This window comes from Mycobacterium tuberculosis complex sp. N0072 (genome assembly GCF_030323725.1).
Classification (GTDB): domain Bacteria; phylum Actinomycetota; class Actinomycetes; order Mycobacteriales; family Mycobacteriaceae; genus Mycobacterium; species Mycobacterium tuberculosis.
This window is the reverse complement of the sequence record NZ_CP040689.1, coordinates 2,450,249-2,464,864: the sequence shown is the minus strand read 5'-3', so window position 1 is coordinate 2,464,864 and position 14,616 is coordinate 2,450,249. Positions and strand designations below refer to the sequence as shown.

Here is a 14,616-nt window from a genome sequence, read left to right as displayed (position 1 = left end):
AGGTAGTCGCAGCCATCGCGGATGGGTACAGTTGGCGCAGACACCATCCGGTGTGGGCGAGAGGGAGGGCCATGTGGTACTACCTGTTCAAGTACATTTTCATGGGTCCGCTCTTTACGTTGCTTGGTCGCCCGAAAGTTGAAGGACTGGAATACATCCCGAGTTCGGGTCCGGCCATCCTCGCCAGTAACCATCTTGCGGTGGCGGATAGCTTCTACCTTCCGTTGGTAGTTCGCCGTCGTATCTGGTTCCTGGCGAAATCGGAATACTTCACCGGCACCGGACTGAAAGGCTGGATCAACCGCTGGTTCTACAGCGTCTCCGGCCAGGTTCCCATCGACCGCACCAATGCCGACTCCGCGCAGGGCGCACTGCAGACGGCAGTGGTGTTGCTGGGTCAGGGCAAGCTGCTGGGCATGTATCCAGAAGGCACTCGCTCGCCGGACGGTCGGCTCTACAAAGGCAAGACCGGCCTAGCCCGGTTGGCATTGCACACCGGGGTTCCGGTGATTCCGGTGGCGATGATCGGTACCAACGTCGTCAACCCGCCGGGCAGGAAGATGCTGAGGTTCGGCAGGGTCACCGTTCGGTTTGGCAAGCCGATGGACTTCTCCCGGTTCGAGGGGTTGGCCGGTAACCATTTCATCGAGCGGGCCGTTACCGACGAAGTGATCTATGAGCTGATGGGGCTCTCGGGTCAGGAGTACGTCGACATCTATGCCGCCAGTGTCAAAGACGGCCGCAACGCGGGCGGTGCCGGTGCAAATCCCAATTCAACGGACGCCGCACGAATCCCCGAGACAGCCGCTGGCTAGTCAGCTGGCCGTCGGCGCCGGGGTCAGTCCGCGCGTAAGCGAGCGCTGCGGCGTCATCCTGGCGGTAACGGTGAGTCCGGCAACGACGATGACCGCCAGCGCCCACCACACGTAGGACATCCCCGCGAGTTGACGCCACCAGACCGCAGTCGTCTCCCGGTGTTGGGGAAGCAGGTCGATCGGTGTCCACCTCATCAGCACCACCCCGGCCAGGCTGAGCATGGCCAACGCGACGTTGCGGCGACGCCAACCCAGTAGCCCAATCACCAGCACGGCCGGCAGCATCCACACCCAATGGTGTGACCACGAGACCGGCGAAACTACCAACCCGAACAGGGCGACGCAGATCACAGCCAGGGTCGGCTCGCCGGCCCGCAACACTCGCCGCATCGCCCATATGGTCGCTGCCAACACGAGCAGGGATCCGGCCACCCACAGTGCGAAGCGTTCGTCATCGCCAATCGTCAACCGCGCGAGTGCGCCCGCGATGTTCTGGTCTGTGTTCAAGGCGGCAGCGCCGATCCGGTCCGTGTGGTGAAGGGTATGCGTCCAGTACTCCCAGGAGTCGCGCCACGCCAGGACGAAACCGAGCAGCGTGGCGACCGCGAACGACGCCAGCGCCGTCAGCGCGGCCCGACCGTCCCGACGTAGCAGGAAGTAGAGGAGAAACACCGCGGGGGTGAGTTTGAGGGCTATCCCCAGCCCCAACATCAGCCCGCGTGGCCATGGCGTTCGGCGTGGGAAGCAGTCGACGATCACCAGGGTCATCAGCACCACATTGATCTGACCGAAAGCGAAGTTCGAGCTGATCGGCTCCAGCCAAATCGTTGCCGGAGCCACGATGAGCACGGCCAACCACAACCGGCGTAACCGAGCCGGCGCGGGTACCAGTCGGGAGGTTGGCCATGCGTCGAGGCCGGTCAGCACGATCGCCGTCGACGCGATCAGCAGCACCAGGGTTAGCACCGTGATCGCGACGCTGGCAGCCGGCATCTGCAACCAGGCGAATGGGCTGAACAGGACGGCCGCCAGTGGAGGATAGGTGAACGGGAGGTTCAGCCCGATGGGTGTGTGGAACAACACACCACCGCCATACAGCGGACGCCCGTCCAGCCAAGCTCGAGCGCCCATCTGATAGATGTCGATATCGATGCGATACGGCGTGTGGCCGAACAACCGCCAGGCCACGTAGCCCAACGCCACGCCGGCCAGCAGCCACAGCAGGCACCACAACACCCTCCGCCCGAGTCGACTGCCCACCTCGGGCGCCCGCCATGCACTCATGTCGCAGAACAGCCTAGTAGTTTCGCGTAGGCGCGCATGGTGGCGCTGTACGGCGCCTGCATATGCAGTCAAGGTGGGCGTAGCTTTTTGGAGGTGTTCCACTGGCTGCAGCACGACATCGTCGACCGTGGCCGGCTGCCGTTGTTGTGCTGCTTGGTCGCCTTTGTCCTGACCTTCCTCGTCACGCGTAGTTTTGTACGGTTTATCCACCGTCGCGCCGCGGACGGTCGGCCGGCCAGGTGGTGGCAGCCGCGAAATGTCCACATCGGGTCGGTGCACATCCACCACGTCGCGTTTGGGGTGGTGCTGGTGATGATCTCCGGGCTGACGCTGGTCACCTTGTCAGTCGACGGTCGAGAACCCGAATTCACCATAGCGGCGAGCATTTTCGGAGTCGGGGCCGCCTTGGTGCTCGACGAGTACGCACTGATCCTGCATCTGTCCGATGTCTACTGGGAGGAAGACGGACGCACGTCGGTAGACGCCGTCTTTGCCGCAGTGGCCGTCGCGGGGCTGTTGATCATGGGCCTACACCCGCTGATCTTCTTCCTGCCGGTTCGGCAAGGCGCCAACTGGGTGGTGCTGCAAACCACCCTGATCGCAGGATTGGTCTTGACGTTGCCGTTGGCGGTGGTGGTGCTGCTCAAGGGCAAGGTTTGGACCGGGTTGCTTGGCATGTTCGTTGTCGTGCTGTTGGTCGTCGGCGCAGTCCGGCTGTCGCGTCCGCACGCTCCGTGGGCCCGGTGGCGCTACACCCGCCACCCGGAAAAGATGCGCCGTGCGCTACAGCGGGAACGGACATGGCGCCGCCCGGTGGTGCGGATCAAGCTGTGGCTGCAATACGTGATCGCCGGGACGCCACGGATGCCCGACGAGCGCGCGGTCGACGCCCAGCTCGACCAGGACGTGCGCCCCGCACCACCGCCGGAGAGAACCGCGCCCATTCTGATCAGCGGCTCGGTCTGGTCGGATTAGGCTGCGGCGGTGCGGTACTTCTACGACACCGAATTCATCGAGGATGGGCACACCATCGAGTTGATCTCGATCGGGGTGGTCGCAGAAGACGGCCGCGAATACTACGCAGTATCCACGGAATTCGATCCCGAGCGGGCCGGCAGCTGGGTGCGCACCCATGTGCTGCCCAAGCTGCCGCCGCCCGCCTCGCAACTGTGGCGCTCGCGCCAGCAGATTCGTCTTGACCTGGAAGAATTCCTCCGCATCGACGGCACGGATTCGATCGAGTTGTGGGCCTGGGTGGGGGCCTACGACCATGTAGCGCTGTGTCAATTGTGGGGCCCGATGACTGCCTTGCCACCCACAGTGCCCCGTTTCACCCGGGAACTGCGGCAGTTGTGGGAGGACCGGGGATGCCCCCGGATGCCGCCGCGGCCACGCGACGTCCACGACGCGCTGGTCGATGCCCGAGATCAGCTGCGCCGGTTTCGTCTCATCACGTCCACAGACGATGCGGGCCGCGGCGCGGCCCGCTGAGGAGACGGACAGTCAGATCCCGCCGGCGAGGACCTCCGAGCGAACCTCGCCCTGAGCAGCCGTCAGGAAATCCCCGGTTACCATGGACCGATGAACTGGACCGTCGACATACCGATCGACCAGCTCCCGTCGCTTCCGCCGCTGCCGACTGACCTGCGAACACGACTGGACGCCGCGCTGGCCAAGCCGGCGGCCCAGCAACCCACCTGGCCGGCCGACCAGGCGTTGGCGATGCGCACGGTGTTGGAGAGCGTGCCACCCGTGACGGTGCCGTCCGAGATCGTCCGGCTGCAAGAGCAGCTGGCCCAGGTGGCAAAGGGTGAGGCTTTCCTGCTGCAGGGCGGCGACTGCGCTGAGACATTCATGGACAACACCGAACCCCATATTCGGGGCAATGTCCGTGCCTTGTTGCAGATGGCCGTGGTGCTGACCTACGGCGCCAGCATGCCAGTGGTGAAGGTGGCCCGCATCGCCGGTCAGTACGCGAAGCCTCGGTCAGCCGACATTGACGCGCTGGGTCTGCGGTCTTACCGCGGCGACATGATCAACGGCTTCGCCCCGGACGCCGCGGCGCGCGAGCACGACCCGTCGCGGCTGGTCCGGGCTTACGCTAACGCCAGTGCGGCGATGAACTTGGTGCGTGCGCTGACTTCGTCGGGCCTGGCGTCGCTGCATCTGGTTCACGACTGGAACCGGGAATTCGTCCGGACCTCGCCGGCCGGCGCGCGCTATGAGGCGCTGGCCACCGAGATCGATCGTGGGCTGCGGTTCATGAGTGCCTGTGGGGTGGCCGACCGCAATCTACAGACCGCCGAAATCTATGCCAGCCATGAAGCTTTGGTGCTCGACTACGAGCGCGCCATGTTGAGGTTGTCCGACGGTGAAGACGGTGAACCACAACTGTTTGACCTGTCCGCACACACCGTGTGGATCGGCGAGCGGACCCGACAAATCGATGGCGCGCACATCGCGTTTGCCCAGGTGATTGCTAATCCGGTCGGGGTCAAGTTGGGCCCCAACATGACCCCGGAACTGGCCGTGGAGTACGTCGAGCGGCTCGACCCGCACAATAAGCCGGGCCGGCTGACGTTGGTGAGCAGGATGGGCAACCACAAGGTCCGCGATCTGTTGCCACCGATCGTGGAGAAGGTCCAGGCCACCGGGCATCAGGTGATCTGGCAATGCGACCCGATGCACGGCAACACCCACGAGTCGTCCACGGGGTTCAAGACCCGTCACTTCGATCGCATTGTCGATGAAGTGCAGGGTTTTTTCGAGGTGCATCGTGCCCTCGGAACCCATCCGGGCGGCATCCATGTCGAGATTACCGGCGAGAACGTCACCGAATGTCTTGGTGGCGCGCAAGACATTTCGGAGACGGACTTGGCCGGCCGCTATGAGACGGCATGTGATCCGCGGCTGAACACCCAGCAGTCGCTGGAGTTGGCGTTCCTGGTCGCGGAGATGCTGCGGGACTAGCTCGGCGAGCAGTCGTAAAAGAACATGATGGGCGCTGGTGCGCCCGCTCATGGTGAATGAGAATCGGTGCGTGCGTTGCGGTGTCGACGTCGTAGGGGCTTGGCTGTGTGTGGCCGTGCAAGAGACTGACGTTGGAGCCCCCCCACTTTCGGGTGTGTCCCGGTTGCTGCTACGAGCGCGAGTACCAGTCTCTTTAGTTCATGTTTGGGGGCTCCCTTCGCAGCGCGCGTTGTTGGTTGCGACGCTGAGCCGGAAAGGGGCTGGTGGGATGCATATTCTGTACGAGCGGTGCGCCTTTGTTGATGTGGGCCAGGACATCATCGCGGTGGCGGTGTGGGTGCCGGGCGAGGGTCCTGACGGGCGCAAGACGATCAAGCGCACCTTATGCGCTCGAAGATCCCCGATCTGCAGCGGGCGCTGGAAGGGCGCTTCGATGATCACCATGCCCTGATGTGTAGGTTGCACCTGGCTCATCTGGATCAGCTCGATGCGATGATCGGTGCTCTCGACGAGCAGATCGAGCAGCTGATGCATCCCTTTTGTGCCCGACGCGAGCTGATTGCATCGATCCCGGGGATCGGGGTGGGTGCCTCGGCGACGGTCATCTCTGAAATCGGCGCCGACCCGGCGGCCTGGTTCCCCTCGGCTGAGCATCTGGCCTCGTGGGTGCGGCTGTGCCCGGGCAACCACGAATCGGCCGGCAAACGCCATCACGGTGCCCGCCGCACAGGCAACCAGCACCTGCAGCCGGTCCTGGTCGAGTGCGCGTGGGCCGCCGTGCGCACCGATGGCTACCTGCGCGAGTACTACCGTCGCCAGGTCCGCAAGTTCGGTGGCTTCCGCAGTCCCGCTGCCAACAAGAAGGCGATCATCGCCGTCGCCCACAAGCTGATCGTCATCATTTGGCACGTGCTGGCCACCGGCCGGCCTTACCAGGATCTCGGCGCCGACTACTTCACCACCCGCATGGATCCCGACAAAGAACGACGTCGCCTCGTCGCCAAACTCGAAGCCCAAGGATTGGGGGTCACCCTCGAACCTGCCGCCTGAAACCCCGACATACACACTGTCACCAACAGACCCGGCTTCGCTGCAGTCGCCGGCGGGTCACGCTTGCCGTGGTCACCTTAATTCACGTACCAGCCCCCATTTTCGTGCCGAAATGGGGGCTTTTGCGACTGCTCGCCTGCCTTAGAGCAGGCCGCTCAGGTTGCTCCCGATCGTCCATGCCGCGGACGCCACTAGCCCGGTGATCGCCAGCACCACCGACACCCAGACAAGCACCATTCGACGGGCGTGCTGTCGCGCCCAGATGAATTCCTCGATTGCGATGCCGGCGAATTGGCCGGTGATCGGCTCGTGTTCGGGCTCCGACCCTGAAGCCGGCTCGGAGCAGTCGCCGGGTTGGCGAGTCAGCTGGCGAGTAGGGTGGTGAACCGGTTTGGCACCCAGCTGCCCTTGCTGGGTAATCCGGCTGCGGTACAACGCGGCCGACCGGTGTTGAGCGGAGTTGCGCGGCGCCGGTACCCGGAATTCAGGCAGGGCCAGCTCCTCGGCGATCGCCTCCAGATCGGCGCCCATCGCGATCGCATCGGCGTATCGGTCGGCAGGGTTGCGGGCAGTTGCACATGCCACCAACTCATCGAATTGTGGCGGTACACCGTCGATTACAGCACTGGCACGCGGCACGTCAGCATCAAGCCGTTGGTAGGCAATCGACAAGGCCGAGTCGCCGGTGAACGGTGTGTGCCCCGTTAGCAGCTCGTAGACCAGAACGCCGACAGAGTAGACGTCGCTTCGAGGATCGGCGTTTCCATCACGGACCTGCTCAGGGGACAGGTAGGCCGCGGTACCCAGGATGACGCCGGTAGACGTGATTGAAGCGGCGGCGACCGCGCGGACCAACCCGAAATCGGCGAGTTTGACGTCGCCGTCGTCGGAGATCAAGATGTTCTCGGGCTTGACATCGCGATGCACCAGACCGGCTCGATGGGCGGCAGCCAGCCCGCCAAGCACTGGGCGCAGCACCGCCACAACGGCATGTGGCGGCATGGGACCACGTTCTATCAGCAGCTCGCGCAGGGTACCGCCCTCGATGAGCTCCATCACCAGAAACGGGTGCCTGCCGTCTTTGCCCTGGTCGTAGACCGCGACCAGCGCGCGGTTATTTAGCCGGGCAACCGCACGGGCCTCCAGTCGAAAGCGGGTCAGAAACTGTTCATCGCCCGCGTAGCGAGAATCCATCACTTTCAGCGCGACGGGCCGGTCGAGTCGGACATCCAGGCCCCGGTAGACCGTCGAGGTGCCGCCGCTGGCGATCTTGGCCTGGACCAGATAGCGGCTGTCCAGCAGCGCGCTCTCCAACGGGTCCCTCGTGCCAGCTTCGACCACGGGGTCATCGTAGGTGGCCGCCGCGATTGGATGCAGAACGGAAGCCTAACGCGCATGCCTGGCCGCGCACCAGGCTCTACACTTGCGCGGGTGGGCAGCATTCCCGCTGGCGATGACGTTTTGGACCCTGACGAACCGACGTACGACCTGCCCCGGGTCGCCGAGCTGCTCGGCGTTCCGGTCAGCAAGGTGGCCCAGCAGCTGCGGGAAGGTCATCTGGTGGCCGTGCGGCGCGCTGGTGGCGTGGTGATCCCTCAGGTCTTCTTCACCAACTCCGGTCAGGTGGTCAAGAGCCTGCCGGGGCTGTTGACCATCCTGCACGACGGGGGCTATCGCGACACCGAGATTATGCGCTGGCTGTTTACCCCCGATCCGTCGCTGACCATCACCCGCGACGGCTCGCGTGACGCCGTCAGCAACGCCCGTCCCGTCGATGCATTGCATGCCCACCAGGCTCGCGAGGTGGTGCGCCGGGCCCAGGCTATGGCGTATTGACCACCGGGGTTGCAGCCTGCACTCCGCGCCGGTCCGGTGACCGATACAGGACATACCACGCAGTCAGTGCGCAGGCGGTGGCGATCCAGAAGTGCAGCCACGAATACATCCCGTGCGATCCGTCGGGTTTGAAGATCACCATCACCCAAGTCGAGAGCCCGGCGATGGCCGCGATCGCCCGTCGTGACTGGGCCAACGGGGCAGCGACCGCCAGCGGCCAGGAGTAGTACCACGGCAGGGCGGCGGGTACGAACAGCACCACGATCAGCATCGACCATGCGACCCCGGTCAGCGCGGCCCGGTCGTCGCGCCGGAACCGCCACCACAACAGCGGCAGCGACACCGCGATGATCACGATTCCGATCAGCCGGGTGATCCGCAGCAAGGTGTAGAAGTCGACCGTGAAGAGCCCTCTGCCCAGCGCGTGGATCACGTTGGCCGCCCCGGTGGGCACCGTCAGCCAGTTGATGATTTTCACCGAGCCGGCCAGCGCGGTCAGCCACCCTAGGCCAACGCCGGCTACCGCAGACAGCACCGCGAACACCGCGACGAAGATCAGCAGCGATATCGCGGCGGCTGCCAGGAACGCCTGGACCGGCCGGTACCCCCGTCGCTCACGCAGATGACGCAGCCAAACCCAGACCAAGAAGGGCAACGCGATTCCGGCGGTGGCCTTCACCGCGATCGCAACGGTGATCAGGATGATCCCCGCGACATTACGGCCCTGGACGGTCAACGCGATACCGGCGGTCATCAGACCCACCATCAGCATCTCGTTGTGCACCCCGCCCATCAGATGGATGAGGACCAGTGGGTTCAGCACGCAGATCCACAGCGCGGTCGGGCCGTGGGTGCCGAGATGGCTGGCCAAGCGTGGAGTGGCCCAGACCAGCAACGCCAGCCCGGGCAGCATGCACAAACGCAACAGCATGGTTCCGGCGACGACATTGTTGCCGACGATTACCGTGACGAACTTCGCAACCAGAATGAACGCAGGACCGTAGGGCGCGGTGGTGATCGTCCAGATCGGGCTTACGTCGTCCAGCAGCGCATTGGGATTACCGACCGGGCCAACAGCGTAAGGATCCAGACCGTCGCGCAGAAGCGCCCCTTGGGCCAGATACGAGTAAGTGTCCCGGCTGAAGACGGGCACCGACAGCAGTAGCGGCGCCAGCCAGATAACGGTGGTTGCCCGCATGGTGAACTCGGTGGCTTCGCCGGCGAGGACCCGTCGGCCTAGACCCAGCCACGCAAGCAGCATCACACCCACACCTGTCCACAACAGAATCGACGACAGCACGAGTCCGTGGCCGAAGCGCAGCCAGGACATGTGAATCGACTCCAGCAGCGGGTCATGTTGGCGGACGCTGCCGGCTCCCAGCCCGCCTGCGGTGATCAGCACCGCGCCGGCGAAGCCCAGCCGCGCCGGTCCGCCCTGCGGACCGGTAGTGAACTCGAAAAGTCGCGAAAGGTGTTGGACAACAGCATCTTTCGCTGTAGCCAAATCAACCGCTGGAGCATGGCTCGGAGTAGTCATCGGTTAGGCGGACCGGTTCGCAGCCATCATGGCCAGTTCGGACAGCCCGGCCTTGGCTGTTGCGTTGATGGGTGCGGACGCCAGGGTGGCCAGTGCTCGCTGGGTGAGCGCGGCGATGCGGCTCTCCGCGGCGGCGCGCGCGCCCACTGCCTCGATGACCGTGCGCAGTTCACGTACCTGCGCATCAGTCAATCGGGTGCCAATCGAGGTCCGTAATAGTTTGGCCGCCAAGGGGTCTGACCTGTCCGCCAATTCCACCGCTTCGGCTACCAGCACGGTACGCTTGCCCGACTTTAGGTCGTCACCGGACGGCTTGCCCGTCACGGCTGGGTCGCCAAACACGCCAAGCACGTCGTCGCGCAACTGAAACGCTACGCCGAGGTCCGCTCCGAAATGCTCGAAGATGGCCGCTACGTCGGATCTGTCGGCCGCGGCGGCCGTCCCAAGCTGTAGCGGTCGCGATACCGTGTAGCAGGCGGTCTTGAGCGTCGCGACGTTCATCGCCGACTCGATCGACTCGGCGGCACTGGCCTCTGCGACGATGTCGAGGTATTGCCCGCCCAGCACCTCGTTGCGGATATCGGCCCACACCCGATGCACTCGCCGCTGGGCATCGGGTGCCAGGGCGGACTGGCAGACCTTCGAGACGATGTCGTCAGCCCAGACCTGTGCGAGGTCGCCGAGCAGGATGGCCGCCGACATGCCGAACTGGTCCGGTGACCCCCGCCAGTCCCGATCGCGGTGCAGCGCCGCGTAGCGCAGCTGGGCGGTCGGGCGGCCCCGGCGGGTGGCGGAACGGTCGATCAGGTCGTCGTGGACCAGCGCCCAGGCGTGCAGCAGTTCCAGCGCGGAAAACAGCAGCAGCACATCAGGATCGGGTTCCCGACTGGCAACGGCGTGCCAGCCCCAATAGGCGAAGAGCGGTCGTAGGCGCTTGCCCCCGCCGAGAACGAAATCCTCCAGGTCGGCGATCAGGCCGTCGTAGTCACTGCCCATGTGGGCGGCCGCACGGCGGCGGCCGTGCAAATACCTCCGCAGCTGGTCGGTGATGGCGCCGGCCAACTGGACCGCTGCCGGTGCTGCCGGTGCATTCAGGCTCAGCGCGGCGCCCCTTTCTCATTTGGCGTGCCTATGGCCCGACAGTGTATTCCGCGCCGGCGCGAGTGGCCGCTATCGATGATTCGGCGGGTGGGCTCGCGGAAACCACACAAGTTGCTTCGACTAACTGACTATTTCGTGTTTATGCTGTCTTCAGCGCCCTTGGGTTGGCTGGTCCGGCCCGGCCCAGGATGGCGATTTGCGCGACGCGGCGCGGCCCACCGGTGGCCCCATTGGCGGCCATGGAGGTACTCGTTTGACGAAGAGGAGCCGTGTGACCCTCAACACGATCGCGCTGGAGCTGGTGCCACCGAACCTCGAGGGTGGCAAGGAGCGGGCAATCGAAGATGCTCGCAAGGTGGTGCAGTACTCGGCTGCATCCGGGCTTGACGGCCGGATACGGCACGTAATGATGCCGGGGATGATCGCCGAGGATGACGATAGGCCCATCCCGATGCAGCCGAAGCTGGATGTACTCGATTTCTGGTCGATCATCAAACCGGAGTTGGCGGGAGTCCATGGCCTGTGTACGCAGGTAACCGCGTTCATGGACGAGCCATCGTTGCACCGGCGGCTGGTCGATCTGTCCGATGCCGGCATGGAGGGCATCGTATTCGTCGGTGTACCGCGCACGATGCAGGACGGCGAGGGCTCCGGAGTCGCGCCGACGGATGCCCTGTCGCTGTATCGCCAGCTGGTGGCCAACCGTGGTGTGATCGTGATCCCCACCCGAGACGGCGAGCAGGGCCGGCTCAATTTCAAGTGCAGTCGGGGCGCAACCTACGGCATGACCCAGCTGTTGTATTCCGACGCGATCGTGGGCTTCCTGCGCGAGTTCGCCAGGACCACCGAACACCGACCCGAGATTCTGCTGTCGTTCGGCTTTGTCCCGAAGGTCGAGACCCGCATCGGCCTGATCAACTGGCTGATCCAGGACCCGGGAAACGCCGCGGTGGCCGACGAGCAGGCGTTCGTGCAGAAGTTGGCCGGCAGTGAACCCGCACGGCGGCGCCGGCTCATGGTCGACTTGTACAAGCGTGTGCTAGACGGCGTCGCCGATCTGGGTTTTCCGCTAAGCATCCATCTCGAGGCGACGTATGGCGTTTCGGCCGCGGCTTTCGAGACCTTCGCGGAAATGCTTGCCTACTGGTCACCTGCCGAGCCGGGCAAGCCGGACTAGCTGGTTGGCGGGTCGCCCGAAGCGGTCAACCGTGGGGAGCGGTCCCGGTCGATCCACGCCAGCACGGCCACCACACCGGCGGCCGCGAACGCGGCGATGCCCAGCCAGATGCCGGCTCCGGTGAACGACCGGGTGTTGGGATCGGTATAACGAGCCTGTGCGCTCATCGTGCTCACCACGCCCGGCTTGAGCTTCCACTGCACTACCTCGGGCTCGATGCGGTCGCCGTTGGTGGAAGTCACTGCTGCGGGGAAGGCGACGGTCAACTCGACGTCGGCGTCGGGATCGGATACCGATGTCAGATCCGCTCGGCCTTCCAGGATCACGATGTTGCCGTTTCGGCGCAGTGACAGGTTCACTCCGGCGGCGTCGGAGTTCATATTGGCCAACTGGGGCAGCTCGGCAAAGGTCAAATCGGAAAACACTGCTTGCGACCCCACGTAGCCGTCGCTGTCGTAGTTCGAGACCGCAACCTTCTGGCTGAACGGCACATCGCCATCGAGCGCAGGGCCGGTGTCTTTGCTGTTTTTCGGCTTGGCCGCGGCGATGATCTCCCCGGACACCAGGTCATCCGGCGAGATGGTGATCGAGGCTCGGACCCGCAGGCATCCGGTAGCCAGAGGCACCAGCATCAGCAACATCGCGATGGCCAGCATGCCGCGCCGTCGGGTCCTTGCCACTCGCGATCCTTGGGATGACGGTGGGGCATAGCTAGCGCGCACCAGGTCATCGTGCCAGACCGGGCATGCCGCGTCGGCAAGCTGTCGGGCGCGGGTTAGAGCGGTAGCGTGCGACCCAGGATGGCGAATGCTCGGGGGTCACCGGCGAAGTGGTAGCCGCGGATGATGTCGGTGAAGCCCAACCGGCGGTACAACCGCCACGCCCGATTGTCCTCACCGTTGGTCTCCGGTGTGGAGAGCAGGACGTTGTCCTCGTCGCGACCGGCTAGCAGTCGGCGGGCCAACGCCTCCCCGAGGCCACGGCCTTGAGCGCGGGGAAGGATGTGCAATTCAGTCAACTCGAAGTAGCTGGTCATCAGTCGGGCGATCGCTAGGCGCGGAAAGCCGCTGCGTTGCAAGCCCAGTACCACCTGCTGTTGCCACCACTGGCCGGGCGCCCCGGGATAGCCGTACGCCACTCCGAGCATTGGCGCGTTGCTCAGTTCGGCGGCCGACGGCAGCGCCGTGGTGTCGGCGGCCTCGGCCTGTTCGGCTGCCGTTACCTCGACGGCCGCGACCGCCTGCCAGCCGCGCCGCCGGATGTGCTCCAGCCACATTGGGGCGCGCAAAGTCTCGGTGCCCCTGGGGTAGCGCATCGCGTCGACATACACCGTCAGGGCATCACCGAGGCGGCGCTCCATATCGCTGGGCGGCAGATCGATGAGGAATATCGCCAACGCGCGGTGTCCTCCTCATGTGATGAACCGATGCGTGCTTGCGCACCAGTATCGGACAAGCCGATGAGGCCGCCCGCGCTGGACGGGGCTTGTAGCGTATGGCCGTTTCCGCTCAGCTCGTCGCTGCGGCGCCGCCGGGATAGAATCGCCCGCGAACCAGTGGTACGGCGCAGATTGACCTCGTATCATCTGAGTTAGTTGCCCGCGCAATGGGCATCCGCGTGTTATCGGTATTACGTGACAGTCTGTCGGCAAGGAGGGACGCATGCCACTCTCCGATCATGAGCAGCGGATGCTTGACCAGATCGAGAGCGCTCTCTACGCCGAAGATCCCAAGTTCGCATCGAGTGTCCGTGGCGGGGGCTTCCGCGCACCGACCGCGCGGCGGCGCCTGCAGGGCGCGGCGTTGTTCATCATCGGTCTGGGGATGTTGGTTTCCGGCGTGGCGTTCAAAGAGACCATGATCGGAAGTTTCCCGATACTCAGCGTTTTCGGTTTTGTCGTGATGTTCGGTGGTGTGGTGTATGCCATCACCGGTCCTCGGTTGTCCGGCAGGATGGATCGTGGCGGATCGGCTGCTGGGGCTTCGCGCCAGCGTCGTACCAAGGGGGCCGGGGGCTCATTCACCAGCCGTATGGAAGATCGGTTCCGGCGCCGCTTCGACGAGTAAGCCGAACGCAACCAGCGGCAGCGGGGCAGCCATCGGCGGTCCCGCTTTTTGTTTGGGCGTCATCGTTTGGGAATCGCAGTCTCGGGAAGCCCCAGCCGGGTCGTCACCGGCTGTCGGCGATATTGAGTCCGGTTTGAGCCCCAGTTGTGCCCCACTTGGCCCCACTTGCCACCCATTTGCCCGGCGACATGCGGTTTTCTGAGGTCGTAGCCGGGCTAGCCGCGCGCTTCAGTGGTACAGAGACGGCAAAACGCCGCTTTGATACCCCAGTTATGGGGCAAAGTGGGGGATTGTGGGGTATGGTGGCTGAGGTGTTTGGGTGAGATGGATTTGGCAGGGAGGTGCCCCATGTTTCTCGGCACCTACACGCCCAAACTCGACGACAAGGGGCGGCTGACGCTGCCGGCCAAGTTTCGCGACGCGTTGGCAGGGGGGTTGATGGTCACCAAGAGCCAAGATCACAGCCTGGCCGTTTACCCGCGGGCGGCGTTCGAGCAGCTGGCGCGCCGGGCCAGCAAGGCGCCACGAAGCAACCCCGAGGCGAGAGCGTTCCTACGTAATCTCGCCGCCGGTACCGACGAACAGCATCCCGACAGTCAAGGCCGGATCACCTTGTCGGCCGACCACCGCCGCTACGCAAGCCTTTCCAAGGACTGTGTGGTGATCGGCGCGGTCGACTATCTCGAGATCTGGGATGCGCAAGCCTGGCAGAACTACCAACAAATCCATGAAGAGAACTTCTCCGCGGCCAGCGATGAAGCACTCGGTGACATCTTCTGA

General features: G+C 64.6%; 15 protein-coding genes. 9 read left to right on the top strand and 6 right to left on the bottom strand.

The window, feature by feature from the left end; all coding sequences use genetic code 11:
- The first annotated feature begins 71 nt into the window (after positions 1–71).
- Positions 72–815: a lysophospholipid acyltransferase family protein gene (locus FF952_RS11545; RefSeq protein WP_003411341.1), complete on the top strand. Its 744-nt coding sequence runs from the start codon at positions 72–74 to the stop codon at positions 813–815.
- Here FF952_RS11545 and FF952_RS11540 read toward each other — a convergent pair whose 3' ends face one another.
- On the bottom strand, positions 816–2,099 hold the full coding sequence (locus FF952_RS11540) for an alpha-(1-2)-phosphatidylinositol mannoside mannosyltransferase (protein WP_003411339.1): 1,284 nt from the start codon (positions 2,097–2,099) through the stop codon (positions 816–818).
- A gap of 87 nt (positions 2,100–2,186) precedes the next feature.
- Here FF952_RS11540 and FF952_RS11535 point away from each other — a divergent pair, with 87 nt between their 5' ends.
- The 4 genes from FF952_RS11535 (at position 2,187) to FF952_RS11520 (ending at position 6,119) form a co-directional block, all read left to right on the top strand.
- Positions 2,187–3,074: an integral membrane protein gene (locus tag FF952_RS11535; protein ID WP_003411335.1), complete on the top strand. Its 888-nt coding sequence runs from the start codon at positions 2,187–2,189 to the stop codon at positions 3,072–3,074.
- A gap of 9 nt (positions 3,075–3,083) precedes the next feature.
- Positions 3,084–3,590, top strand: a complete 507-nt coding sequence (locus FF952_RS11530) for a polyadenylate-specific 3'-exoribonuclease AS (protein ID WP_003411331.1) — start codon at positions 3,084–3,086, stop codon at positions 3,588–3,590.
- A gap of 90 nt (positions 3,591–3,680) precedes the next feature.
- Positions 3,681–5,069 carry a class II 3-deoxy-7-phosphoheptulonate synthase gene (locus tag FF952_RS11525; RefSeq protein ID WP_003411323.1) on the top strand — a complete coding sequence of 463 codons (1,389 nt, stop codon included), beginning with the start codon at positions 3,681–3,683 and terminating at the stop codon, positions 5,067–5,069.
- A 384-nt stretch (positions 5,070–5,453) separates the two neighbouring features.
- Positions 5,454–6,119: an IS110 family transposase gene (locus FF952_RS11520; RefSeq protein WP_003899203.1), complete on the top strand. Its 666-nt coding sequence runs from the start codon at positions 5,454–5,456 to the stop codon at positions 6,117–6,119.
- 141 nt (positions 6,120–6,260) lie between these two features.
- Here the strand turns inward: FF952_RS11520 and FF952_RS11515 are convergent, their stop codons facing one another.
- Positions 6,261–7,460 (bottom strand): protein kinase domain-containing protein, encoded by a 1,200-nt coding sequence (locus FF952_RS11515; protein ID WP_003899202.1) that lies wholly within the window; start codon positions 7,458–7,460, stop codon positions 6,261–6,263.
- Positions 7,461–7,550: 90 nt separating this feature from the next.
- On the opposite strand from FF952_RS11515, the gene FF952_RS11510 reads away from it, so the two are divergent.
- A complete protein-coding gene (locus FF952_RS11510; protein ID WP_003911781.1) occupies positions 7,551–7,955 on the top strand; it encodes an Rv2175c family DNA-binding protein in 405 nt (134 codons plus the stop codon).
- On the opposite strand, the gene FF952_RS11505 is transcribed toward FF952_RS11510, so the two are convergent.
- Together FF952_RS11505 and idsA2 are read right to left on the bottom strand one after the other, a co-directional pair.
- Positions 7,942–9,492, bottom strand: coding sequence for an alpha-(1->6)-mannopyranosyltransferase A (locus FF952_RS11505; protein WP_003903784.1), 1,551 nt, complete (start codon positions 9,490–9,492; stop codon positions 7,942–7,944). The genes FF952_RS11510 and FF952_RS11505 overlap by 14 nt on opposite strands.
- 3 nt (positions 9,493–9,495) lie before the next feature.
- Entirely contained in the window at positions 9,496–10,554 is a 1,059-nt protein-coding gene (idsA2, locus tag FF952_RS11500) for a bifunctional (2E,6E)-farnesyl/geranyl diphosphate synthase (RefSeq protein ID WP_003411245.1), read from the bottom strand.
- A 310-nt stretch (positions 10,555–10,864) separates the two neighbouring features.
- Between idsA2 and FF952_RS11495 the strand changes: the two genes are divergently transcribed.
- Entirely contained in the window at positions 10,865–11,770 is a 906-nt protein-coding gene (locus tag FF952_RS11495) for a mycobacterial-type methylenetetrahydrofolate reductase (protein ID WP_003411241.1), read from the top strand.
- On the opposite strand, the gene lppM is transcribed toward FF952_RS11495, so the two are convergent.
- The gene (lppM, locus tag FF952_RS11490) at positions 11,767–12,450 is read right to left on the bottom strand and encodes a lipoprotein LppM (protein WP_003411238.1); all 684 of its coding nucleotides are present in this window, start codon (positions 12,448–12,450) and stop codon (positions 11,767–11,769) included. The two genes, FF952_RS11495 and lppM, sit on opposite strands and share 4 nt — an antisense overlap.
- Positions 12,451–12,545: 95 nt before the next feature.
- Positions 12,546–13,166, bottom strand: coding sequence for a GNAT family N-acetyltransferase (locus FF952_RS11485; protein WP_003411235.1), 621 nt, complete (start codon positions 13,164–13,166; stop codon positions 12,546–12,548).
- Between the two features lie 265 nt (positions 13,167–13,431).
- Between FF952_RS11485 and FF952_RS11480 the strand changes: the two genes are divergently transcribed.
- A complete protein-coding gene (locus FF952_RS11480) occupies positions 13,432–13,836 on the top strand; it encodes an SCO2097 family morphological protein (protein ID WP_003411231.1) in 405 nt (134 codons plus the stop codon).
- A 348-nt stretch (positions 13,837–14,184) separates the two neighbouring features.
- Positions 14,185–14,616, top strand: coding sequence for a division/cell wall cluster transcriptional repressor MraZ (gene mraZ / locus FF952_RS11475; protein WP_003411225.1), 432 nt, complete (start codon positions 14,185–14,187; stop codon positions 14,614–14,616).